The organism is Xanthomonas sp. JL1, from assembly GCF_038405005.1.
Genome location: NZ_JBBYGR010000024.1, coordinates 1 through 24,564, shown reverse-complemented (window position 1 = coordinate 24,564; position 24,564 = coordinate 1). Strand labels below are relative to the sequence as shown.

The following is a 24,564-nucleotide window of genomic DNA, read 5'->3' as shown; positions in this document are numbered from 1 at the left end:
TTCGGGGCGACGGATGACCACACACGCTGCAACCACGCAAGGCAAGTTCCACAAGCGGCTGAGTCTGACCGACCTGACCTTTATCGGGCTGGGTTCGATCTTCGGCTCCGGGTGGTTGTTTTCGGCCAGCCACGTGTCCTCGATTGCAGGGCCGGCCGGCATCGTGTCCTGGATCCTCGGCGGCATCGCGGTGCTGCTGCTCGGGCTGGTGTATTGCGAACTCGGTGCGGCGTTACCGCGTGCGGGCGGGGTGGTGCGCTACCCGGAGTATTCGCATGGCGCCTTGCTCGGCGCGCTGACCGGCTTCATCACGCTGATCGCGTTTTCCAGCTTGATTGCGATCGAAGTGGAAGCGGCGCGGCAATACGCAGCAGCGTGGTTCCCGTCGTTGAGTCAAGCAAATAGTACGCACCCCAGCGTGTGGGGCTGGCTGGTGCAGTTGGCCTTGCTGGTGCTGTTTTTCCTGCTCAACTATTTCAGCGTCAAGACGTTCGCGTTGGCGAACAACATCGTCAGCATCTTCAAGTTTTTGGTGCCTATCCTGGTGATCGTACTGCTGATGCGGCATTTCAATGCAGATAATCTCACCGTGCATGGGGTCGCACCCTCGGGCATGGCCGGCGTGGAAGCGGCGATCTCGGCCGGCGGCATCATCTTCGCGTACCTGGGGCTGACCCCGATCGTGTCGGTGGCCAGCGAAGTACGCGATCCACAGCGCAATATTCCCATTGCGCTGATCCTGTCGGTGGCGCTGTCAACGGTGATTTACGTGCTGCTGCAGCTGGCGTTTCTGGGCAGCATTCCTGCCGGGCAAATCGCACAAGGTTGGACTGGCATCGACAAGGCCTTCTCGCTGCCGTACCACGACATCGCCTTGGCCTTGGGCATGGCGTGGCTGGCCACGCTGGTGATCTGCGATGCGGTGGTCTCGCCCAGCGGCACCGGCAATATCTACATGAATGCCACGCCGCGCGTGGTGTACGGCTGGGCGCGGAGCGGTGGGTTTTTGCCGGGCTTGACGCGGGTGCACCCGGTGTCGGGCATCCCGCGTCCTGCGTTGTGGTTGAGCCTGGGCTTGTCGATCTTCTGGACGCTGCCGTTCCCTTCGTGGGAAACGCTGATCGGCGTGGTGTCGGCCGCCTTGGTGCTGAGCTACGCGGTGGCGCCGGTCGCGGTGGCGGCGTTGCGCCGCAGTGCGCCGGCGTTGCCACGGCCATTTTTCGTGCGCGGCCTGACGGTGTTGGGGCCGCTGTCGTTCATGGTGGCGGCGTTGATCGTGTATTGGTCCACCTGGCCGACCTTGTCGTGGCTGCTCGGCTTGCAGGTGCTCGCATTCGCGCTGTACGTGCTGTATCGCTTGCCCTCGCGTGAGGGGCGCACCCGATTGTTGCGGCAGGTGTGCGCGTCGTTGTGGCTGATCGTGTTCTTCGTGCTGGTGATGCTGGTGTCGTGGGCCGGCACGTTTGGCGGACACGGCTGGATCGCGTACCCGTTCGATACGCTGAGCGTGGCAGCGATTGCGTTCTTCATTTACCACTGGGGCGCGCGCAGCGGGTTGCGCAGCGACGAGCTGGCGCTGGAGGAAGACGATGGTGAGTGATGCGCGCCGCAGCGCATCTGCGTTGTGCCGGTGGCGTGCGCTGGTTGCGTGCATCGTGGTGTGGTCGGGTGTGGCACAGGCTGCGCCTAGCGTTGCCGATTACCAACGCTCGCTGGGCCTCCGCGAACAGTGGATCACGCTGACAGAGAATGTCGCCTGGCCGGCGCAGTGGCAGGACGACGGCAGGTTCTATTACCGCAAGACAGTGCCGGGCGGCTTCGTATTCGTCAGTGCCGATGTGGCCACGCTGCAGAAGCAGCCGGCCTTCGATCAGGCACGGGTGGCACAGGGCCTGAGTGCAGCAACCGGTAAGACCTATGCGCCGCTGCGGCTGCCGTTCGAGCGGTTTTTCTTTTCAAAAGAGGGCGAACGCAGCGACGGTGCGATTATCTTTGCACTGTACGATGCGGCCTGGCGCTGCACGCTGACCACTTACCACTGCGCGCCCGATGCACGGCCGCAGGCGCAGTCACGTCCACGCGGTTTCGGCGTGGTGCGCGACCCGCTGGTGCCGGCCGACACCACGCCGTCTCGCTCGCCGGATGCCAGGTGGGAGGTGCTGGCCGATGGTTGGAACCTGATGCTGCGCCGTGTCGCCGATGGGCAGGTAACCCGGCTCAGTAGCGACGGCCGTGCCGATGATTATTTCGACCTGGAGAGTGTTGCCTGGTCGCCGGATTCGCAGCAGCTGGCGGTCTATCGCGTGCGCCCCGGGCTGGCCCGCCGTGTCACCCGCGTGGAGGCCGCACCGGCCGGTGGCGGACAACCGGTGGTGCACACCCAGCTATATCCCAAGCCAGGCGATGCGGTGGATGTGGAGCGGCCAGTGCTGTTCGCGCTGGACGGCACACGGCGCGATGTGGAAACGGACATGTTCGACAACCCGTATTCGCTGTCGCCGCTGCAGTGGCGCAGCGATGGGCGCAGTGTGGCGTTCGAGTACGTGCAACGCGGCTTCCAGCGTATGCGCGTGATTGCGGTGGATGCCCGCAGCGGGCGCGCGCATGTGGCAGTTGGCGAAGACGCCCGCACGTTCGTCTATGCCGACCGCAGTTTTCGCCACGACGTGGATGGGCGCGGCGATGAGGTGCTGTGGATTTCCGAACGCGATGGCTGGCGGCACCTGTATCTGTTCGATGGGCGTAACGGCCAGCTGAAACGCCAGCTCACCCGCGGGCCGTGGGTGGTACGCGATGTACTGCGCGTGGACGATATGCAGCGCCGCATCTGGTTCACCGCCAGCGGGATGGATGCGGGTAAAGACCCGTACTATCGGCAGCTGTACAGCGTGGATTTCGATGGCCGCCGGTTGGTGCGCCTGACCCACACCGATGCCGACCATGATGTAGCGATTGCCGATGACGGCCAGCATTACGTCGATGTCTATTCGCGTCCGGATCTGCCGCCGGTGATGGAGCTGCACGCCATCGACGGGCAACTGCTGCACACCGTGGAGCGCGGCAACATCGACAAGCTGCAGGCCGCCGGCTGGCGTGCGCCGGAGACCTTCATGGCCAAGGGTCGCGACGGCAGCACCGACATCTGGGGCATGGTGGTACGCCCGCGCGATTACGACCCGCGCAAACGCTACCCGGTGATCGAAAACATCTACGCCGGGCCGCACGATGCCTTCGTGCCCAAGACGTTCTGGCCGTTCGGTTATCACTCCGGTGGCGACAAGCAGATCGGCATGCAGGCGCAGGCCGATCTGGGTTTCATCGTGGTGATGATCGACGGCATGGGCACCGCCAATCGCTCCAAGGCGTTTCACGATGTTGCGTGGAAGAACCTGGGCGATTCCGGCTTTGCCGATCGCATCGCCTGGCATCGTGCACTGGCGGCCAAGGATCCGTCTTACGACATCAGCCGCGTGGGCATCTATGGTGCGTCGGCGGGGGGGCAGAGCACGCTGGGAGCGCTCGAACGTCATCCGGAGTTCTACAAGGTGGGCGTGGCGTTTGTGGGGTGCTACGACAACCGCATGGACAAGATCAGCTGGAACGAGCAGTGGATGGGCTGGCCGGTGGACGCGAGCTACGTGGAGGCGTCCGGCGTGGTCAATGCGAGCAAGCTGCAAGGCGACCTGCTGCTGATTGTCGGCGAGCAGGACAGCAATGTGGATCCAGCGTCCACCGCGCAGGTGGTCGATGCCTTGATCAAGGCCGGCAAGGAGTTCGATCTGCTCAATGTGCCAGGTGGCGAGCATACGGTGGGCCGCTCCAGCGGGCCGATCGATTACGTGCAACGCCGCCAGTACGACTTCTTCGTGCGCCATCTGCGCAACGAGCCCACGCCGCACTGGAATTCCCTGCCGTCGGAGGCGCAATGATGCGTTTGTTTGCTCGATTCAAGCCACAACGGCGCGGCCGGGTTGCCGGCTTTTTGTGGTTCGTCGCGCTGCTGTCGGGCAACATGCCGCTGCTTGCCATCGCAGAAGAACTGCCATGCGTCGTCACCCAGAACGGGCGCCATGCGGTCTTCGTCGATGGTGCGCCGTGCACCAGCTTGGCCGCGCAACTGCACAACTCCAGCGCATGGCCAGCGGTGTTGCCGCAAGCCCTCGACGACGTGGTGGCTCTGCATGCCAATACGCTGGAAGCACCGGTGTATTGAGCGCAATTCGAGCCGGAACAGGGGCGCTTCGACACCACGAACGTGGACGTGCTGATTGCCGGGGCCCGCAGGCGCGGCCTTGCTGTGGTTCGGCAGCTGGAAGAACGGCCAGATGCATGACGTGCCGGAATGGATCAAGCGCAACGAGGCGACGTACCCGCGCATGCGCGACGCCAACGGCGAGCCGGTGGATGTGTTGTCGCCACAGCCAACATGCAGGCCGATGCGCGCGCGTTCACTGCGTTGATGCAGCATCTGTGCAAGGTCGATGGCGACCGCCACACCGTGATTCTGGTGCAGGTGGAAAACGAGCCGGGCGCGGTCGGCACCGTGCGCGACCACGGCCCGGCCGGCGAGGCGGCGCTCGCACAACCGGTGCCGGCCGAGATTGCGCGCGCGGTGGGTAAACCGCAGGGCAGCTGGCAACAGGGGTTCGGCGCCGAGGCTGCGTAAGCCTTCAATGCACATGCAACCGCCGCGTACATCGAGCAGAGGTGGCCGCCGCCGGCAAGCGTGTGAACCCATTGCCGCTCTACGTCAACACCTGGTTGCGCTACAAGGGCAAGCGGTATCCGGGCATGGACTATCCGTCCGGCGGCACCACGGTGAACATGGTCGCGCTGTTGCGCGCGGCCACGCCGTCGATCGATTTCATCGGCACCGACATCGACACCAACGATTACAACGAAGACACCAAGGTCATCGGCCAATACGCGCGACCGGACAACCCGGCCTGGGTGTCGGAAACAGGCTTCGGCGCCGCCACCGCACCGTCCCTGTTTCATGTACTGGGGCAGGGCGGCGTCGGCTTTTCGGTATTCGGAATGGATGGCAACCCCGATAGCGAGGCCAACCGCGCAGCAAGTGCGGCCCATGCGGCAAACTTCAAACTGCTCGGCCCGATGCAGCGGATTCTGGCGCAGGCCGCCTTCGCCGGCCGTCTGCAGGCGGTCGCCGAGCAATCCGGCGCGCCGCAGCGCACGCTGCGTTTCGGCGAATGGGAGGCCAAGGTCTCGTTCGGCGCGCCCATGTGGGGCGATGCGCCGCCCATTCTGCCCGGCAACGACGACCACGCCGGCCGGTGACTGGTGGCGCAGCTTGGGCCGGAGGAATTTCTGGTGACCGGCATGGCCGCACGCATTGAATTTTCCCGCAACGCGGCCGATACCCGTCATGGACAACTGTTGCGGGTGGAGCAGGGGCGGTATGGCGACGGGCGCTGGCAGGTGCAAAAGCAGCTCAACGGCGACCAGACCGATGACGGGCTCAACTTCGGGCGTGCGCCTGCGGACGGCAATGTGCCTGTGGTGTTGCCGGTTCGGGTGGGTACTCACTGCGCCGTGCTGATCGTGTTGTTGCCGCCTTCCGCCTGTTGTCTGCAATGGGTTGAGCCTTGTTCGAAACCACTCACCGCCACACCGGAGTCACCATGAGCATCAGCAGCATCGCAAGTTCCGGAATGCAGGTCGCCGCGCTGCGTCAGCAGGTAGCCGCCAGTAATGTGGCCCGTCTGCCGGTGGACGGCAGCCAACGTCAGTCTGTCGCGGCTAGTACGCAGGCCAATGGCGGCGTGGCAGCGAACGTGGTGAATGTCAGTGCCGACCCGTCTGCGCCAGCGACCGATCTGGTCGAAGGTGTATCGGCACGCAACGATTTCCAGGCAAATGCCAATGTGTTGCGTCGCTCCGACGAGATGCTGGGTAGCTTGTTGGACGTGTTGACCTAGCCGGTTCGGCCTACACGACGACGGTCTTCGACCTGTTGCATTGGATGCATGGCGCGTTCCGCAAGCGATCAGTGCACAGCGCCCCCACTCTGCCGGTTTGCTGCAGGGGTCTTGCCCACCCACCATCGCAGGACACGCTTTTCCCGACGGTCCCCGGGTCTGGCCGATTGCCGCGATGGCTGCCGGCACGCTCTCCTTTGCCGCGCTCAGCTGGGTCGCAACACCTCGGCCAAGCGCGCACCATCGGGCGCACCCAACCCAGTATTGGCATCCCAGCCGGTACAGGCGCGGAAGCCGGCGTTGTCGCCTGCCACGATGTCGCGGAATGCGCCCGGCTGGCCGTACAGGCGCGGCAGCACGAAATGGGGCTGCATGCGGTTTGCGCCGTAGATGCGCGCAAGCAGGGCCGCCCATAATGGTGCAGCGGCACTGGTGCCGCCCATCACTGCCGGCTGCCCGTTGATCGACAGGTAGTAGCCGGTCTGCGCATCGGCGTTGGCCGCCACATCGGGAACACCACGCATGCGCAGCTGGCGTGACTGCTGCTGTGCATCGGTCAGACGCAGATCCTTCTGCCAGGCTGGTCGTGCAAAGAACCTGCTTTCTCCACCGCCGCCGTTCGCCCATGCCTGCTCGTTGGCGCTGTCCGCCGTCACCTGGAGCCGAGTGCCGCCGCAGGCGAGCACGAACGGGCTGGATGCGGGAAAGCAGACATTCAATCCTGGCTGCCCGTCGCCGGCGCCGTCGTCGCCCGCGGCAATGCACACGGTGATGCCCATCAATGCAGCGGCCTGAAACGCACAGTCGTAGGCCTGGCGCGATTGCGGCGTCCATTGCGATTCGGTGAAGCCCCAGCTGATCACGATGATTCCCGGGGCATGCTCGGTGTCGTGGATGGCGGCGTTGATCGCTTCCAGAAAGCCGTTGTCGGTGTTGGGTGCGAAATACACCACCAGTTTGGCGCCCGGTACGAGCGCCCCGGCGATCTGGATATCCATCTGCGCTTCGACATCGGCATTTGCCGTACCGTGACTGACGGTGTTGGTGGCGCCGGGCAACAGCACATCCACCAGCGTCGGCATGGGGATGCGCAGCTGCGCGAAATAGGCGGCCATCTGCTCGCGTGCATAGCCGCCGCCCAGCACGATGATGCCGATGCATTGCCCGTGACCGTCGTGCTCGGGAAAGCCGTACAACTGCGCCAGCTGCGGTGGCGTGTACTGCATGATGGGGCCATCTTCCGGCGATGCCGGCGTGGGCGGCGGCGTCGCGGTCGGCAGGGATGCGCTTGCGTCAGGCACGCTGGGCAGCGTCTGCGCCTGCGGGCGCGCGTCCAGCCCCAGCACGGCGGTGACGATACCGGTGAGTGCCTGCGGAATCGATACAGGGCCGGTGCGGCCGCGATAGCGCGATGTGCCGTGCACGTATTCGCGCAGGCAGACATGGAACGCGGCCTCGCATTGCTGCACAGTGCCTTCAAGAATGACGTTGCCACTGTCTGCATGCGAATGTTCGACCGCCAGACCATAGCTGGCGGCAAAATCGGCAACGGCCTGCAGATCTGCCGCGCTGGCGGCGAAGCGTTCGCTGAACGCCGCGCGCGTCAATGCAACCGGTAGCGTGTTGGGCTGCAGCTGCAGCAGTGCATCGGCAGCGGCATTCAACGCCGGCATCCGCACCGCGAGCAGGACACGCAGGCGTTCGTCCTGCGGCGGTTTGCCGGCCTCCAGGATGGAGGGGACGGTGTGGCGCTCACTGCCAGCGAGGACTGTGTGCATGCGGGGAGACTTCCATTTAGGTGAGTGAGCCGAGGTGGGTTGGTGCATGTCGGAATGTAGCCGTTGCATGCTGCATGAACACTGCAACAAGCACCGCTGCCAGCGCACGGCCTTCTGCATTCAATGCCATGTGCGGGTGATAGGTGCAGCCGGTGCCACGTGCGATGGACTGCAATGCGAAGCGCTGAGGCATCGATTGGTGGGCCACCGGTCAATGACACCCAACGGCAGTGGGGTGCCGCAGGATCAGCATTGCCCGCTTCCGCCTCAGATCCTGCGACAGGGTGTCGCGTGGCTTGCAGCGCTGCCGGCCCTGGCGCATCCACGGCCGCCGCGAGTACACCGTTCAGCTGCCCACGCACAGTAGCGATGTGCAGATTTCCGCATGGGTGTCTGACCGCTGTCACAAGACGCGGTGCGTGAAGGCGCGCACGATGGGCCACGATCATTCGAGGGCGCAACGATGGACCGTAGAACCTTTTTGCGTCAGGGTATGGCCGCCACTGCGGCTGTTGGTGCGGGTGCCGTCCTGGCAATGCCGGCCACAACTGCCGCAGCAGCGGCGCTGCCTGCGCCAGTGCTTCCCCGGCTGGAACCGCTGCCTTCGGCCGCGCATGTCGGCATCAGGCTGTGCAGCTTTACTCACCTGCAACAGCACTGGACGGTCTACGAGCATCTGGACGACGCGCAAGGCCAGCTCACGGTGTGGAGCGACAGCGGCATGCTGCGGCTGGACAAGCGTACCGAGCCGGCGTATCCGGCCGAGGGCAAGCCATACTTCGGGTTGCCGCTGGCCGAGGTGGCGATGGCCGACGCCGACCTGCTGGCCGACCGCCTGCTGCGCGACGGCGACCCGGATGAGGCGCAGGTGCGCGATGTGGCGCCGCCGCCGGCTTCCTTGCTCGACCCCAAGGACAACGGCGGCCGTTGGCCTTGGACCACTTTCGTCGGCACGCGCGAAAGCCTGGACACCATGCCGATCCTGCCCAATGGCCGCAGCCGCACTTCGCGGCCGGAACACGCGTTTGCCGAACTTGGCGAAACGGCGCTGATCAAACGCCGCGAAGAAGGCGTGCTCGGCGGCTGGATGCCGGCGGTGCGCAAGGTGATGCGCTGCGAGGGCGAGCCGGACAGCTGGTACGACGTGTTGGTGTTTGCCGATGTGCGGGCACGCGATCGCTTCGTGGTGCAGACCTGGCACCGCACGATGAAGGTCAAGGCCGGCGCCATCGTCGCGGTGCACTACACGCACAGCTACCCCGAATTTGCGCCATCGCGCAGCGCCGCCACGGCCGAACAGTTCTACGCGGCGTTGATCGATTTCGCGGCGTACTGGCAGCAGGCGCTGGACGGCACCGTGCAGGCGCAGCTCCCCGATGCCAGCTGGAACGACATGGCGCAGTTCGCGTTCGCGCGTGAGCTGGTGGTACGTCCCGGCGGCGATTACCCCAAGTACGGCGCGGTGGAACGCGACTATTACGGCAACGAATACGACGGTTTCCAGGACACTTTCACCAGTTCTTTCTACGCCAATCTGGAGTGGGGCCGCTTCGCACAGGCTGCGGCGGTACTCGACAATTACTTCGATGAGTTCGTGCAGGACGATGGCCTGCCGAACATGCGTGGGCCGGAAGTGGGGCAATTCGGGCTGACCTTGTCGTTGCTGGCGCGGTATCTGCGTTACACCGGCGATGCGCCACGGCTGCGTCGCTTGCTGCCCAAGATTACCGCTACCGCGCAGGTGTTGTGCGCCTTGCACGACCAGGCGCTGGCATTGCCGCGCACCGCACACGGCTATGGCCTGCTGCACGGCTGGAACGAATCCGATGCCTGCCTGTTTCCCGATCCATCGCTGTGGTGGAAGCCGTATTACGCCAACAGCGCGTTGACCATCCGCGGCTGGGAAGACATTGCACAGGGATGGAGCACGCTCGGTGGCGATGCTGGCCAGGCCACCCAGTGGCAGCGCCGCGCGAAGCAACTGCGTGCGCGGCTGGAAGCCAGCCTGCGTGCCAATGTGCGTCGCGATCTCTCGCCGCCGTATGTGGGGCCGTTGCCCGGCACCAAACTGACCTTCCGCCAATCGCTGCTGCAGGAAAAGACCAGCGAACAGCAATGGCCGCACCGTGCGTATGCCGAGCTGCTGCAGGCCGATGTGTTGCCGGACGACCTGGCCCACCTGGTGATCGATTGCGTGCGCGGCCATGGCGGCACCAGCATTGGCGTGGTCGCCAATATCGCGCCGCCGGAGCCGGGTAGCCGCGACCTGCTCGGTTTTATTTCCTACGGCTATGCGCAACAACTGCTGCGTCTGGATCGCATCGAAGAATATCTGCTGTTCGTCTACGCGCACCGCTATCAGGTGCACACGCGCGGCAGCTGGACCGCCGGCGAAGTCAGTGGCATCACCGGTGGCATGCCGTTGTTTTGCATGCCTGCGCAGATGAGCATCCCGCTGCTGCTGCGCTGGATGCTGGTCAGCGACGACAGCGCGGGCGAGCAGTTGTTCCTTGCCCGCGCGGTACCGCGCGCATGGCTGGGCAGCGGTGCGCCGGTGGGCATCACCGCTGCGCCCACGCGCTGGGGCAAGGTCACCGTGACGCTGCGCACCGACGTTGCGGCGCGGTGCATCCGTGCCGATGTGCAGTTGCCCGAGCGCGCACCCAGGCGCACCTGGCTGACGCTGCGTGCTCCGGCAGGCACACGCCTGAAGCGCGTGCTGGTCGATGGCAAGCCGGTGCGACCGCAGGGCCCGCATGCTGATCGCGTCGCCCTGCCAAGCGCTGCTGCGTTGGTGCAAGTGCAGGCGTGGTACGTGTGAGCGTCGCTGCACGATGATCAAGCGTCGCTGATGCACGGCTGCATCGCACAAGATGCGGTCGCTGTGGTGCTGCAGACATCGCGCACCACAGTGCCACAACGTCGCTCGGCCGCAATGCTGCGTTCGTTCACAAGAGACCAGGACACATCGGATGACCGCACCGGCGTGTCACTGCTCAGGCAATGCAGGCATACCCGGAAGCAGGCAAAAGTACGCGATTTTCCGCATGCGTTTCGACTAAATTCGTCAAGACGGCGCGGCGGTGTTGCCGCAAGATTTTTTTAACGTAACGCATTTATGCTAGGTTACGTTAAAAAAATCTTGCGGCATGCGCTCTCAGGGGAGAGCGGTGCCGTTGCAGTTGCCGTCCTTGCATTCGTCGACACCTGTCGTTGAACCGACAGGTCGATGCAGTCGCTGTCGTGATCGATCTCCCATCTGTCCGCTGTTCCGGCGCGGCTTGGCCGTGCGCGGTTGCGCATGAAGGTGGGCCGTTCCCTGTGTCAGCACAAGGATTTCCGATGTCGCCCAGCCGCACTGTTGTTCTTGCCCAACGACTTGCCTTACAGAGCACTACGCTCGCTACAGCGCTGATGTTCGCGCTGGCAGTCACCGCGATGCCAGCTGCCGCGCAGCAGCGCAGCGATGACGCAGACGATGCCACTCAAACGTTGGATCAGGTCAACGTCACCGGCACCCATTTGCGCCGCGTCGATGCCGAAACCGCCAGTCCGGTGGTGGTGATCGACCGCCAGCGTATCGAAGACAGCGGGCAGAGCACGCTGGGGCAACTGCTGCAGCGCTTGCCGATGATGGCCGGCTTCCAGACCGGGCCTGCGCTCAATTCCAACTTCAGTCATGGCCGCGCGCTGGTGTCGCTACGCAATCTCGGACCAGAGCGCACGCTGGTGCTTGTCAACGGCCATCGCATGGCGGGGCCTGCCAGCAGCGTGGCATCAGCACCTGGCGTGGACGTCAACGCCATCCCCGCAGCGATGGTGGAGCGGGTGGAAGTGCTCACCGACGGCGCCTCGTCGGTGTACGGCTCCGATGCAATCGGCGGCGTGGTCAATGTCATTCTCAAGGACAGGTACGACGGTTTTGCTGCCACCGTGGACTACGCGCAAAGCTCGCATGGCGATGCCAATCGGCGCACGCTCGGGCTGGAATGGGGCAAGACCTGGGACCGCGGCGGTCTGATCCTGGGGCTTAGTCGCAACTCGATGAACCCGGTGTTCAATCGCGACCGCAGTTATGCGGCCAAGGCGGTGAAATATCTCGACGGACAGGTCGGCGAGATCCGCGGCGCCAACACCCGAGCCTTCCTGACCGACGGGCGCGTGCTGACACCGGTGGGTGGCGTCGCGCCGGGACCGGTCGGCGAAGATGCCTTCCGCCCCTACAATCGCGCCACCGACAGCTACAACGTCTACGACACGCAGTATCTGATTACCCCAATCCAGCGGACCAACGCTTCGCTGCACGGCAGTTTCGACGTGACCCAGGCGGTGCAGGCTTATGTGGATGTCTTCTGGACGCGCAGCAAGACGGTCTCGCGGCTGGATGCTTACGACCTGGAAATGCAGGACGCGGTGAACAACTACTACAACCCGTTCGGCGATCAACTGGACGCCTACTATGTGCGTTCCCCGCAGGCCAATACCCGCGTCTACACCTCCACCATGTTCCAGACCAATATCGTTGCCGGCCTGCGTGGGCGCCTTGCCGATAGCAGCTGGCAGTGGGATGCGGCCGCCGGCTATGCGAACTACAAGGACACCTTGGTACGTAACGGGTTCTCGGTGACATCCAAATTGAACAATGCGGTTGGCGCGTCGTTCCTGGACAACGATGGAGTGGTCAAGTGCGGCGCGCCCGGGGCGGTGATTGCCGGCTGCACGCCGATCAACGTCTTCAATCCCAATGATCCGGCCACCATCGCCGCATTGCGAGGCACCCAGCTGGCGGTGGATCTGATCGACAAGAGCCAGATGCGTTTTGTCGAGATCAGCGCCAACGGCGACCTGTTTAAACTGCCAGCCGGCGCGGTGCAGGCCGCGGTCGGCCTGGTGTATCGCACCAACAAGTTCGTACAGGGCACGACGAGTGATGTGGCCGCCGCCGATGCCGACGGCAATTGCGACTACAACGACGGCTGCATCCTCAAACAGGGGCGCGACGAGGCGGTAAGAGAGGCCTATGCAGAACTGCTGGTGCCGCTGCTGAAGGACGTGCCGTTTGCTGAGGTCTTGAATCTGAATCTCGGCTCGCGGTATTCCACGTACGACGCTTGGGGCAACACCACCAACAGCAAAGTCGCGATCGAATGGCGGCCGATTGCGAATCTATTGGTACGCGCCACCGGCTCGCAGGTCTTCCGTGCGCCGGCGTTGGGCGATTTGTATGGCTCGCCCTACAACACTGTGTTCGACACTACCGCCGATTTTCAGGACCCGTGTACGGGCTTCACCGGTGCGCCAAACCCGGCCTGCGCGAACGTGCCCAACGATGGCAGCTTCACCAATACCGCACAGTTCAATGTGGTTACCTCCGGCGCCAACAATGTGGGATTCAAGCTCAAGCCGGAGCGTGGCCGCTCCTACAATGTCGGGTTGGTCTATGACCCGGATCGGGTGCGTGGGTTATCGCTCAATGTGGATAGCTGGCGAGTCGTGCTGGACGACATGCTGAGCGGTGTCGGCGTGCAACAAGTGGTCAATGATTGCTTCGACGGCAGTGAATCTGCGTTTTGCCCACTGATTCAACGCGATACCGCAGGCCAACTGACGCGCGTGTCGGTGCCGTTCGCGTACAACAGTGGGAAGGTCGATACTCGCGGCTACGATGCAGGCATCCATTACACGCTGGCCAATACCGCTTGGGGCGCGTTTGCGGCGGAGGTGGATGCCACGTTCTTTTCCAGCTATCGCTTTGCGGGCGATGCGCATAACTACGTTGGCGAAAATTCCAGCTGGGGCAACATGCCACGCTGGCGCGCAGTCGCCAATCTGGCATGGGACAAAGGCCCGTGGCATGCGAGCTGGAACACACGTTACTTGGGCCGTACCGTCAACGGCAGCCAGTATGAGAATTTTTGCGCCGACACCAATGCCGATGGCAGTTGCGCCTATTTCCGGATCGGCTCGGTGGTGTATCACGACGCTTCGCTGAGCCGGAAGATTGCATCGCTGCATAGCACGCTTGCCGTAGGTGTCGACAATCTGGGCGACCGTAAGCCACCACGGTTCTACAGGTACTCCAATGCGGCCAATACCGAAGCGAGCACTTACGACACCCTGGGGCGGTATTTCTGGAGCCGCCTGCGAGTGGAGTTTTAGACGCGGCTGACAAAACAGAGCGAGCAGTCGGCGTGCGGATGTCGACGGCACGCGGAGATGTTCGCTTTGCGTCGCTTTACTTCGTGTTGAGCTATGTGCTCACAGCGTAAACAACTATGGTGAGTAGCGCTGCGTTACATGGGGTGCCATGCAGCGGGCAGTACCGCCGTTGTCTATCGTCGATGCGCGCCAGCCGCCGCATCGATCGCGCTGTCTTGCACGCTAATGGGATGGATGCATGAGGGAGTTACGCTGGACGTCGTTTTGGGCTCGGCACCGGCACCGGCGCTGGTTGCGCTTGACCCGGCGCACCGGCGCTGCTGCGCTGTTGTGGACATGCATCATGCTTGGCTGGTCACTTGCGGTCGCACAGGAAGCGCCGGTCGCCCAGCCCAACGCGATGATCGGCGAGCCGCTGTTCCGTGGCCTGGACCACCCGATACCCGACAGCGCGGTGCCGTTTGCGCCGGGCGGGCAACTGGCACGGATCTACGCTGCCGATGTTGCGCATGGCGCAGGTCAGGCGCCGGGCAATGATTTCTGGATCGACCGCATGCTGGCGCGCGAGGGAACCGGCGGTGGCTTCGACGATCGCAACGACTGGCTGTTTACCCGTGGTCGCGCTGCGTATCTGACGTATCACGCGCCTGATGCGCCGGGATTCGTCGGGCAGGTGGCGTATTGGCATTCCACCGATTACGACGCGTTGTTCCACATCTACACCACGCTGGGCAAGCGTCATGTTCAATGGAAGGAGCGTTCGCTGCAGCGGCGGCAGACACCGAGTTATTTCACGACGGTGTTCGAAGATGCCGGCGCAGGCGTGCGCATGCGGCTGGTCAAGTACATCACCGAACAGAACGTGGCGGTGGCCAGTGTCGTGCTGTCCAGTCTGGATGGCGGGGCGCACACGGTATCCCTACAAGCAGTCTCCCCGATTGCCCAGCATGCCGATGGCAAGGAGCTGACCGGCGCATTCGACGCCTACAACCACATCACGACGGTATTTCCGCGTTTATCCGGCGATGGATTCCATGTCGAGGGGCAACGCCTGGTTCGCGAGGTGGACATTCCCGCCAGCGGCGAAACCGCGGCAATCAAGTTGCAGCTTGGCATGCTGACCCGCGAGTTACCCGAAGCGCGCGCCGAGTACACGCGCATTGCCTCGCAAACGCCGCAGCAGGCCTACCAGCAGCATGTGGCCAGCTACAACCACTGGTGGGTGGACAACCTGCCGTACCTGGACACGCCTGACGAGAACATCAGCAAGAGCCTGTTCTACCGTTGGTGGGTACTGCGCTTCAACTTTCTCGATGCCAACGTCCCCGGCAACGACTATCAGTTTCCGGTCGCCATCGAGGGCGTGCTCGGCTACGACAATGCCATCGTGCTGACGGCCGGGATGTTCCTGGACGATCTGAAGTACCTGCGCAATCCGCTGTACGCCTATGGCACCTGGCTCAGCGCGGGCGAAACCGCGGGCGGCGGCAAGTACACCGACAACCCGGGCTCGCCGGAGAACTGGTCCAATTCCTACGCGCAATACATCACGGCCGCCGCATGGCGGTCGATGCAGATCCACGGGGGGCCGGCGGCGCTGGTGGGCAAGTTGGCACGCTATGGCAGCGGTGACGTGGATGGTGTGTTGGCCGCCTACGATCTCAATCACAACGGCTTGATCGAATACGACTGGGCAGCGATGACCGGTAACGACGCCGATGCGGTGTCGTTCGATTGGGCCGCTCAACACGGCCAGATCCGCATGGACCGCACCGAGAGCGCCTATGTCTATGCCAATGCGCAGGCGGCAGCGCAGGCCGCGGTGCTCGCAGGCGATACCGCCACTGCGCAGCGCATGCAGGCCACCGCGCGCCGCATCCGCAAGGCCACGCTTGAGGTGTTATGGCAGGATCACAGCGACACGCCCGATTCGGTCGGGCTCTATGGCGATCTGCTCAAGCATCGCCAGGCCGACGGTCCGCGGCTAGCGGTCGATTGGAAGGAAACCAACAACTACTATCCCTTCAGCGTGGGCTTGATGCCCAAGCACGGCGATAGCGACTACGACCCCAAGTATGTGCGCGCATTGCGGCTGTTCGCCGACGCAGCGCAATACCCGTTGTTTCCGTTCTACACCGCCAACCAGGTGGACATGCAGGCGCGCGGCAGCGGCACCGATGTGGGCAGCAATAATTTTTCCACCATCAATGCAACCGTGGCGTTTCGCCTGTTGGGCTCGGCCTTGCGCGATTATCCCAGCCCATATTTGAACGCGCAGAGCTATCGCAAATTGCTGTACTGGAACGCGTGGGCGCCCTTTATCAATGGCGACAACCGCTATCCGGACCAGAACGAATTCTGGGCCAAGGGCAGTGCCAGGAACGGCGGCAAGATCGGCTACCGCTCGTGGATCCACCATACCCAGCTGGGCGCGACCAACTTCACCATGATCGAGGATGCGATGGGCTTTCGCCCGCGCAGCGACGGCAAGATCGAGCTGTATCCTATCGATATCGGCTGGGATCATTTCGCCGCTGACAATCTGCGCTATCGCGACCGCAATCTGAGCATCGCCTGGGATCGCGATGGCAGCCACTACGGCGGACGGATCCCCAAGGGCTATAGCGTCTATCTGGATGGCCGCTTGGCGTTTCGCGTGGATCGGCTGGCACACGTGATCTACGACCCGGCCAGCGGGCAGGTGAGCCCAGCGCCGGATGCGGTCAATCGCAATGGTGCCGCGCAAGTGCTCCAAGCCCATCCTGCTGCAGTGGCCTCGATGACGCAGGTGTCGTTCGCCGCCGGCACGCGGATCGCGCAGATCCTGGCCAAGGCCGGTGTGGATGTGACCCTGCCACCAGCGCGTAGCCGCAACCTGGCGCAGGGCGCGCGTGTCAGCGCCAGTTTTGCTGCTGCTGGTTTGCCAGCAACGGCTGCGGTGGACGGCAGTACCGCCAGTACGCCGTTCTGGGGCACCGCAGGCTCGCCGTCCGCCAGCGACTGGATCGCACTGGACCTGGGCGGCATGCGGACGCTGGATCAGGTGGTGCTGTACTTCTATCGCAGCTCCTCGCCGGGCGGCGATCAGAACGGCTTTCCGTCCGGAACGCAGCCTGGCTACGCAGCACCGTGGGTCTACGCCGTGCAATATCAGGACGGCAGCGGGGCGTGGAAGACCATTCCCGGGCAGGTGCGCGATGCCACGATGGCTGAAGGCAATCGCAATCGGGTGCGCTTTCCCGCAATCCAGACCGCAGCGCTACGCGTGGTGGTGACCCATGCCGGCACGGCGCGCACGGGCATCAAGGAAATCCAGGTGTTCGACAGCGGCTTGCCGGCGCCGGCGTTCGCGGGCAACACGCCGCCGCAGGTGCAGGCGTGGCAGTTGGACACTCTCGGTGCCGATGGTGCGGTGGTGGTGCAGGCACGCGTCGGCGATGACGGCTTGCCCAATGGCTCGCTGCAGGTGCACTGGCGTGTGCAGCAGGCACCGGAAGGCGGCGATGCGGTGTTTGCCGATGCCGCTGCGCTGCAGACGTCGGTGCGTTTCACCCGTGCCGGGCAGTACACCTTGCGTCTGGTTGCCAACGACGGGGCGCTGATGGGGCATGCCGACGTGCAGGTCAACGCCCCGGCCTCTCGCCCGCTACAGAGCATCCCGTTGCAGGCCATGGCCAGTGTCAGTGCGCAACTCACAGGCATGCAGTACCGCGTGCAGGCCTTGAACGATGGGTTTATCCCAAAGGCAGGCAGTTTTCCCAGTGGCAGCCTGCGCTGGGGCAGTTACGGGCTCGACCAGCCGGCAACAGTGTGGTTGCAGTATCAGTGGCCACGACCTGTGCGGCTGTCGTCCAGTGCGCTCTATCTGTGGAACGACCAGCCCAACGGTGGGGTGGCCGCGCCTGCCAGCTGGAAGTTGCAGATGCTGCAGGACGGACGTTGGCAGGACATCGTCAGCAAGAGCGGGTACCCGATTGCCGCGGCGGCAACCGGCGCCGCAAGCACCGCCAGCTTTGCGCCGGTGGTGACCAACGGACTGCGCGTGGTGTTAACGACTCAGACCACGTCCGACGGGCACGCCGCCATTGGCGTAGACGAATGGCAGGCACTGTCTGAGCTGCCCAAGCAGATGGAGGCGATCGATCTGCGCACTGCTCCCGGGCAGACGCCGTCGCTGCCACAGGAGATCACCGCATTCTTTGCCGATGGCAGCGTGCTGCCGGTGGCGGTGCAGTGGTCCGATCTGGCCGCCAGCCGCCTGGGCCACGAAGGGGCGGTGGAACTGCAAGGCTTGGTGGAAGGCGCGATTCCCGTCAAGGCCACCATCTGGGTACGCGCAACGCCGCCCGGGCAGATCAATACCGTGCAGCCATTGCCGACGGTGACTGCGGTGGTCGGGCATGCACCGACGCTACCGGGTTTTGTCACGGTGCAATACAACGACGGTTCGCGTGAACGCTTGCCGGTGCAATGGCCCACGCTGGAAGCCGCGCGCTACGCACAGCCTGGCGAGATCCAGCTCACCGGCACTGCGCAAGGGCGTGCACCCGCCGGGAAAGTCTCGGTGCCGCTGGTATTGCAGATCCAGGCGGCTGCACCATGATGCGTCTGTTCTCCCGCGTGGTCGTACTGGCCTGCGGGTTGTCGCTGGCCAGCGCTCCGGCCTGTGCCGTGCAGCCGCCGCAGGGAACGCAGCTGCACGCACCCGGCAATCCCATCCTTGCCGACGGCAGCGAATATTCCGCCGACCCCGCGCCACTGGTGGCCGATGGCAAGCTGTACATCATTGCCGGCCGCGATACCGCTGCTCCCAATCTCAACGCGTTCGTCATGCCTGGCTGGCAACTGTTCGTCAGCAGCGATCCGGCTAGCGGTGAATGGACCCACTACCGCGATGTGCTGCGGCCCCAGCAAGTCTTTGCCTGGGCAGACAAGGGTCATGCCTACGCGTCCCAGATCGTGCAAGGCCCAGATGGGCGTTACTACCTGTATGCGCCAGTGCAGCAGCGCGATTCGCCCAACGCCGATCCTTTCGCGATCGGCGTGGCCGTGGCCGATAGCCCACTTGGCCCGTGGGCCGATGCACACCCGCAAGGTCCGGTGGTCTCACAGTCGGTGCCGGGCCGCAACGACATTCAGAACATCGACCCGACCGTGATGGTCGACGACGACGGAAGGGTGTATCTGTATTGGGGCACCTTCGGCGCGCTGTATGGCGTGGAGCTGCAGCACGACATGGTGTCCTTCAAGGGAAGGCCTGTTCTCGTTGACACGCTGGATGGCTATTTTGAAGCGCCCTGGCTGTTCAAGCGCAACGGCACCTACTACCTGGCGTACGCGGCTAACAACGCCGGTCGTCTTTCACCATGCACGCCCACGCTGTATCACGCGTGCATCGCCTATGCGAGCGCGCCAACACCGCTTGGCCCGTGGACGTATCGCGGCATCGTATTACCGCCGGTGTCCTCGACTACCTCGCATCCGGGCATCGTCGAATTTCAACGGCAGTGGTATCTGGTGTATCACACCGCCGACGCGCAGGGCGGCGGGCATTTCCGCCGCAGCGTGGCGATCGACCGGCTGGAATGGGACGACAGCACTCAACCGGCCAGCATCCGCACCGTCGTGCCGACGCGGCGCCCCATGCCGCCGGTGCCGCCCAAACGCAATCAAGCGCCGTCGGCCTACGCAACCGCGTCCAATGGGCCCGATATCCCGGTGCAGTACTGGATCGCCGCGCTCAACGACGGCATCGTCAAAGCCAATCCATTGCCGCCGGAGATGTGGGGCAGCTGGACGGAGAACAATCCACCGCAGCAATGGCTGCAATACAGCTGGGCGCAACCGATCACCCTGGATCGCACGCGCATCGTGTTCTGGGCCGACCACCCTGCAGGTGCCGACGTCGGCGTGGCGCCGCCAGCGCGCTGGCATCTGGAGTACCGGCACGCTGGGCGATGGCAGCCGGTGCAGCCGAGCGATGGCTATGGCACGCGCATCGATCACGATGAAGCGGTGTCGTTCGCGCCGGTGACGACGCGCTGCGTGCGTGTTGTGATGGATGCCTCTGGCAACGCGTCCAGCTACGCTGCGCTGGCGGTGCAGGAGTGGGAAGTGTTGGCACCGCAGCCACAACGCGTGCCACATGCCACTGCCGCCGACAGCAAGCGTTGCGATGCGCCGTGAAGCAGCTGCCAAAGCGTCAGCTGCGGCAGTCGAACGGTTGCTGAGGGCGCGTAGGCATCGGAGTGCACTGGCGGTATATGACGTTTTGGGGCTCAGATGCCGCACGCGCGCACGCACGTGCTTCGCGAACGCGCACCGGGTGTTCAGGCGTGCTTATGCGCTTCACGCCACATAGCCAGCAGAGGCTCCGGATGCAGATAGTCAGCGCACCAGCGCTGCCTGGCGACCCGCCGCAACATGCATCGAGTGTGTCTGCCGCAGCCATTGCAGCCAGGGGCTCGGCCATCGTCCCTCAACGCCAAGCTGTGTTCCACACTTTCCATGAGGTCGCAGGTGCCACATATCCCCGCCATGCGCTTACCCACCATCGCAGCGTGGTGCTTGTCTCTCGCACTCATGCCGCTCCTGTCAGCGACTGCAGCGCCGCTGGCAGCGCCCACGCCAGCGCAGTACGCGCAGGCAATGGGTTTGTCCGATCATTACGCCTCGCTGGTGGACCGGCAGCCCACGGCACCGGTGTGGGTGGATGCCGGGCATTTTCTGTATCGGCGTGAAGTGGCACGCAGCAACCAGCTGCCGGCGATCGAATACCGCTTGGTGGAAGCCGCCAGCGGCCGCAACACATTGGCCTTCGATCACGCGCGGCTGGCCGCAGCCTTGACGCAAGCCGGTGCCAAGGCGGTCGATGCAGGGCGCCTGCAGCTGGAGAAGCCCGTCCTGAAACAGCAGCGCCTGAGCTTCCAGTTGGCGAAGCTGGGCTGGCAATGCGATCTGCTGCGCGATCGCTGCGCACAGTTGCCCGAACGCGATGTGCCGGCCGAATCGATGGACATGCGCCTGCCGCTCAAGCAGGGCGAACGCCAGGCCATCGTGTCGCCGGATGGTCGCTGGCGCGCCTGGGTGGAACGGGCCAATCTGATCATCGCGCCTGTCGGAAGTAACGAGCGCAGCGTGCTCAGCCATGATGGCAGTGCAGAGGATTACTACGCGCTCGACAGCGTGGTGTGGTCGCCGGATTCGCAGCATCTGGCGGCGTATCGGGTCAAGGCGCCACCGCCGCGCATGGTGTATTACATCGAATCGGCGCCGGCCGATCAGGTGCAGCCGAAATTGCATCAGCAGGTCTACCCCAAGCCGGGCGATGCGTTGCCGGTGATGCAGCCGGTGTTGTTCGACGTCGCCACGCACGCAGCGTATTCGGTAGCGATGACCCTGCTGCCCAATGCCTTCACCTTGAGCGAGATGGTCTGGTGGAAGGACAGTCGCGGGCTCACCTTCGAATACAACGCACGCGGCCACCAGCTGTACCGGGTGATTGAAGTCGATGCACGCACCGCCGCCGCGCGCACGCTGATCGAAGAAACTTCGCCTACGTTTATCGAATACTCCGAGCTCAGTGGCGTGCATGAAAACGGCGGTAAGCACGCACGCCAGGATCTGGACGATGGCGCGCAGATCGTGTGGGCATCCGAGCGCGATGGCTGGGAGCATCTGTATCTGTACGACGGCCGCAGCGGCGAGGTGATCCGCCAGATCACCCGTGGCGACTGGGTAGTGCGCAAGCTCGATCGCATCGACGAAGCCGCAGGGCAGGTGTACTTCACTGCCTCCGGCATGCAGCCCGGCGAAGACCCCTATGACCGCCACGCCTATCGCATCGGCCTGGACGGCAGCGGGCTCACCGCACTGACGCCGGTTGCTGCCGATCATGAGGTGCGCTATTCGCCGGATGGAAAGTGGATGCTGGACCTGTACTCGCGGGTGGATCTGGGCCCGGTACTGGAGCTGCGGCGCAGCGCAGATGGCAGCCTGGCACGCACCGTGGAGCGCACCGACCTGAGCCGCCTGCTGGCGGCAGGGTGGCAGGCGCCGCTGCCGTTCCATACCACCGGGCGCGATGGCAAGACCGACATCTGGGGCGTCATCTATCGCCCGCTGCAGCTCGATCCGCAGCAGCACTACCGCGTCATTGAAGACATCTATGCCGGTCCGCAGGGCTCATTCGTCCCCAAGAGTTTCAGCACCGCCACACCATCGCTCACCGGGCTGGGTTTTGCGGTGGCATCCATCGATGGCATGGGCACCAACAACCGATCGCGCGCCTTCCACGATGTGGCCTGGCGCAATCTCAAGGACGCAGGGTTGCCGGACCGGATCGTCTGGCACAAAGCTGCTGCCGCGCACTACCCGTGGTATGACATCCACGGCGGTGTCGGTGTGTACGGCACCTCGGCAGGCGGTCAGAACGCACTGGGGGCGCTGCTGTTTCATCCGGAGTTCTATGTGGCGGGCGTGGCCAATTCCGGTTGTCACGACAACCGCATGGACAAGATCTGGTGGAACGAGCAGTGGATGGGCTGGCCGGTAGGCCCGTGGTACGCCGAATCGTCGAACGTGGAGCACGCCGCACGTCTGCAGGGGCATCTGTTGCTGGTTACCGGCGACATGGATATGAATGTCGACCCTGCCAGCACCTTCCAGGTGGCCGACCGCTTGATCAAGGCCGGCAAGGATTTCGATCTGCTGGTCGTGCCCGGCGGTGATCACGGTGCCGGCGGCGTCTACGGCAAACGCCGTGTGCTGGATTTCTTCCTGCGCTGGATGCAGCAAGCGCCAACGCCGGAGTGGAATCGCACCGCAGCAGCACCGGTCGCAGCGTCGCCGTGATGCGCGCGCGTCGCGGCTCGCGTGCTTTGATTTGATCGCATGCGCAACGCATCGAGCACGATGCCCGGCCTGCGTGCCGGTTCTCGTCATCTTCATCTGCACCCCAGTCGCCGCACAGCAGTGCGCATGCGTGCGGGCGCAAGCGCGGTCACACCACAACGCATGATCGTTCAGTTGCAAAACATGCTGTTTTCCGCATGCGCTGTCGCCAAATGCGACAAGACGCAGCGTCTACGCACAGGCACATTGTGACCAACTGCTGAAACTGGAGCGCACGGGCGCATCCAGTGCGAAACCCACTTCCTTTCCGACAACAGGCATTGCTGCGCGGCCGTTCGGTCGCCTGTGTCGCAGGTTGTCTGCGTGTCTGCACCACGGCCGCGGCCCGTGGTTGGCTGCAGCATGCCTCGCCATCTAGGTCGACCTGCGCCGCTGTATGCCGGCACGGGCGTGTGTTGCCCATCGTTTTGTCTGTCATACCACGCAGGAGCACTGCATGCCGATGTTGCCGTTCTCCCGCACCACCGGCACGACCACGCAGCCGTTACCGAGCAGGCTCGCCACCGCGTTGTTGCTGGCGCTGTCGGCAGGTGCGGCAGCGCCGGTGTCTGCGCAACAGGCCACCGGTGGCGATGCAACGCAGACGCTGGGCAGCGTGGTGGTCACCGGCTCGCGCTTGCGCCGCGTGGATACCGAAACTGCCAACCCTGTGGTCATCGTCAGCCAGCAACAGATCGCCGCCACCGGCAAGGCGACCGTGGGCGATTTGTTGCAGGAATTGCCATCCATCGCCGGCAACGCCACCAACCCGTATACCAACAACGGCGGCGGTACCTGGGCTTCGGCCATCTCGCTGCGTGGCCTGGGCGACAAACGCACGCTGGTGCTGGTTGACGGCATTCGCCTGGCTTACAACGACGTCAATGCCATTCCTTCGAGCATGATCGAACGCATCGAGGTGCTCAGCGATGGCGCCTCTGCGGTCTACGGCTCCTATGCGATCGGCGGCGTGGTCAACTTCATCCTGCGCTCGCGCTTCGATGGCGTGCAGTTCAGCAGCGACGTCGGCACCAGCAGTGAGGGCGACGGCAACCGACGCAACCTCACGCTGACCACCGGCAAGACCTGGGAGCGCGGCAGCCTGATCGGCAGCCTGTCGTATCACAACATCGATGCGGTGTCGGCAGCGGCGCGCCATGACTCCAAGGATGCGCTCGCGCTGACCAATGGCCAACCGGTGAAGCAGGGCTCCTCCGCCACGCCCACCGGCACGGTCAATTTCAACGACGGGTCGGATCAATCTCAGCTGCTCGCGCCATCCAATGGCTGCGGGCGCGCCACCCTCAGCAGCGGGGTCAGCGGGCGCGCCGGCCCGAACGATTTCCACTGTTACAGCGCCAGCGCGGACTCCTACAACTACGGGTCTGTCAAGCCAACTGTGTAAGCAGGTTTTTCATAGCGCATTCATCGGCACGCGTTCTTCGCCGAACATCACCTGGAAGCTTTGCAGAGCCGGTTTCCAGTGATGGATGGACCGCCAGTTCTTCGATGCCTCGCGCACGGCCAAAAACAACGATTTGAGCGCCGAATCGTCGTTGGGGAAAATACGCCGGTTGCGGGTGAGCTTGCGCATGACCATGTTCAACGATTCGATGGCATTGGTGGTGTAGATCACCTTGCGGATCTGCGGCACGAACTGCAAGAACGGGATGATGTTGTCCCAGTTGCCCCGCCACAAGCGGACCACCGCACGGTATTTGTCGCCCCACTGCGTGTCCAGCGCCTCCAGTTCCGCCGCCGCTTCTTCCGCCGTGGCCGACTGATAGATGCGCTTG

General features: G+C 64.1%; 10 protein-coding genes and 2 pseudogenes. 10 read left to right on the top strand and 2 right to left on the bottom strand.

What is annotated here, in order from left to right; translation table 11 throughout:
- Positions 1 to 13: 13 nt before the first annotated feature.
- The 4 genes and pseudogenes from WJW29_RS05480 to WJW29_RS05465 all read left to right on the top strand — a co-directional run bounded on the left by WJW29_RS05480 (position 14) and on the right by WJW29_RS05465 (position 5,939).
- Positions 14 to 1,600 (top strand): APC family permease, encoded by a 1,587-nt coding sequence (locus tag WJW29_RS05480; RefSeq protein WP_011259659.1) that lies wholly within the window; start codon positions 14 to 16, stop codon positions 1,598 to 1,600.
- Positions 1,590 to 3,929 carry a S9 family peptidase gene (locus WJW29_RS05475; protein WP_011259658.1) on the top strand — a complete coding sequence of 780 codons (2,340 nt, stop codon included), beginning with the start codon at positions 1,590 to 1,592 and terminating at the stop codon, positions 3,927 to 3,929. Before WJW29_RS05480 ends, WJW29_RS05475 begins: the two co-directional genes overlap by 11 nt.
- Positions 3,929 to 5,646 (top strand): annotated as a pseudogene (locus WJW29_RS05470) (DUF5597 domain-containing protein). The gene WJW29_RS05475 and the pseudogene WJW29_RS05470 overlap by 1 nt, the downstream one beginning before the upstream one ends.
- Positions 5,643 to 5,939: a hypothetical protein gene (locus WJW29_RS05465; protein WP_011409006.1), complete on the top strand. Its 297-nt coding sequence runs from the start codon at positions 5,643 to 5,645 to the stop codon at positions 5,937 to 5,939. Before WJW29_RS05470 ends, WJW29_RS05465 begins: the two are co-directional and overlap by 4 nt.
- Before the next feature lie 206 nt (positions 5,940 to 6,145).
- Here WJW29_RS05465 and WJW29_RS05460 read toward each other — a convergent pair whose 3' ends face one another.
- Entirely contained in the window at positions 6,146 to 7,717 is a 1,572-nt protein-coding gene (locus WJW29_RS05460; RefSeq protein WP_011259652.1) for a S53 family peptidase, read from the bottom strand.
- 463 nt (positions 7,718 to 8,180) lie between these two features.
- On the opposite strand from WJW29_RS05460, the gene WJW29_RS05455 reads away from it, so the two are divergent.
- From WJW29_RS05455 to WJW29_RS05430, 6 genes and pseudogenes are all read left to right on the top strand, one after another.
- Positions 8,181 to 10,538 carry a hypothetical protein gene (locus WJW29_RS05455; RefSeq protein ID WP_041182200.1) on the top strand — a complete coding sequence of 786 codons (2,358 nt, stop codon included), beginning with the start codon at positions 8,181 to 8,183 and terminating at the stop codon, positions 10,536 to 10,538.
- Between the two features lie 521 nt (positions 10,539 to 11,059).
- Positions 11,060 to 13,876 carry a TonB-dependent receptor gene (locus WJW29_RS05450; protein ID WP_041182199.1) on the top strand — a complete coding sequence of 939 codons (2,817 nt, stop codon included), beginning with the start codon at positions 11,060 to 11,062 and terminating at the stop codon, positions 13,874 to 13,876.
- A 238-nt stretch (positions 13,877 to 14,114) separates the two neighbouring features.
- Complete coding sequence (locus WJW29_RS05445; protein WP_011409002.1) at positions 14,115 to 18,479, top strand: Ig-like domain-containing protein; 4,365 nt, start codon at positions 14,115 to 14,117, stop codon at positions 18,477 to 18,479.
- On the top strand, positions 18,476 to 20,062 hold the full coding sequence (locus WJW29_RS05440; RefSeq protein ID WP_033013184.1) for a family 43 glycosylhydrolase: 1,587 nt from the start codon (positions 18,476 to 18,478) through the stop codon (positions 20,060 to 20,062). The genes WJW29_RS05445 and WJW29_RS05440 overlap by 4 nt, the downstream gene beginning before the upstream one ends.
- A 321-nt stretch (positions 20,063 to 20,383) precedes the next feature.
- On the top strand, positions 20,384 to 22,729 hold the full coding sequence (locus WJW29_RS05435; RefSeq protein ID WP_011259647.1) for a S9 family peptidase: 2,346 nt from the start codon (positions 20,384 to 20,386) through the stop codon (positions 22,727 to 22,729).
- A 496-nt stretch (positions 22,730 to 23,225) separates the two neighbouring features.
- Positions 23,226 to 24,149 (top strand): annotated as a pseudogene (locus WJW29_RS05430) (TonB-dependent receptor plug domain-containing protein); the annotation flags it as partial.
- 33 nt (positions 24,150 to 24,182) lie between these two features.
- Here the strand turns inward: WJW29_RS05430 and WJW29_RS05425 are convergent.
- A partial coding sequence (locus WJW29_RS05425; protein ID WP_181689904.1) for a transposase occupies positions 24,183 to 24,564 on the bottom strand: 382 nt, incomplete at its 5' end.

What these genes read in the sequence shown, in the direction of transcription:
- WJW29_RS05480 (WP_011259659.1), top strand. Translation starts at nt 14, where the DNA reads ATGACCACACACGCTGCAACCACGCAAGGCAAGTTCCACAAGCGGCTG.
- WJW29_RS05475 (WP_011259658.1), top strand. Translation starts at nt 1,590, where the DNA reads ATGGTGAGTGATGCGCGCCGCAGCGCATCTGCGTTGTGCCGGTGGCGT.
- WJW29_RS05465 (WP_011409006.1), top strand. Translation starts at nt 5,643, where the DNA reads ATGAGCATCAGCAGCATCGCAAGTTCCGGAATGCAGGTCGCCGCGCTG.
- WJW29_RS05460 (WP_011259652.1), bottom strand. Translation starts at nt 7,717, where the DNA reads ATGCACACAGTCCTCGCTGGCAGTGAGCGCCACACCGTCCCCTCCATC.
- WJW29_RS05455 (WP_041182200.1), top strand. Translation starts at nt 8,181, where the DNA reads ATGGACCGTAGAACCTTTTTGCGTCAGGGTATGGCCGCCACTGCGGCT.
- WJW29_RS05450 (WP_041182199.1), top strand. Translation starts at nt 11,060, where the DNA reads ATGTCGCCCAGCCGCACTGTTGTTCTTGCCCAACGACTTGCCTTACAG.
- WJW29_RS05445 (WP_011409002.1), top strand. Translation starts at nt 14,115, where the DNA reads ATGAGGGAGTTACGCTGGACGTCGTTTTGGGCTCGGCACCGGCACCGG.
- WJW29_RS05440 (WP_033013184.1), top strand. Translation starts at nt 18,476, where the DNA reads ATGATGCGTCTGTTCTCCCGCGTGGTCGTACTGGCCTGCGGGTTGTCG.
- WJW29_RS05435 (WP_011259647.1), top strand. Translation starts at nt 20,384, where the DNA reads ATGAGGTCGCAGGTGCCACATATCCCCGCCATGCGCTTACCCACCATC.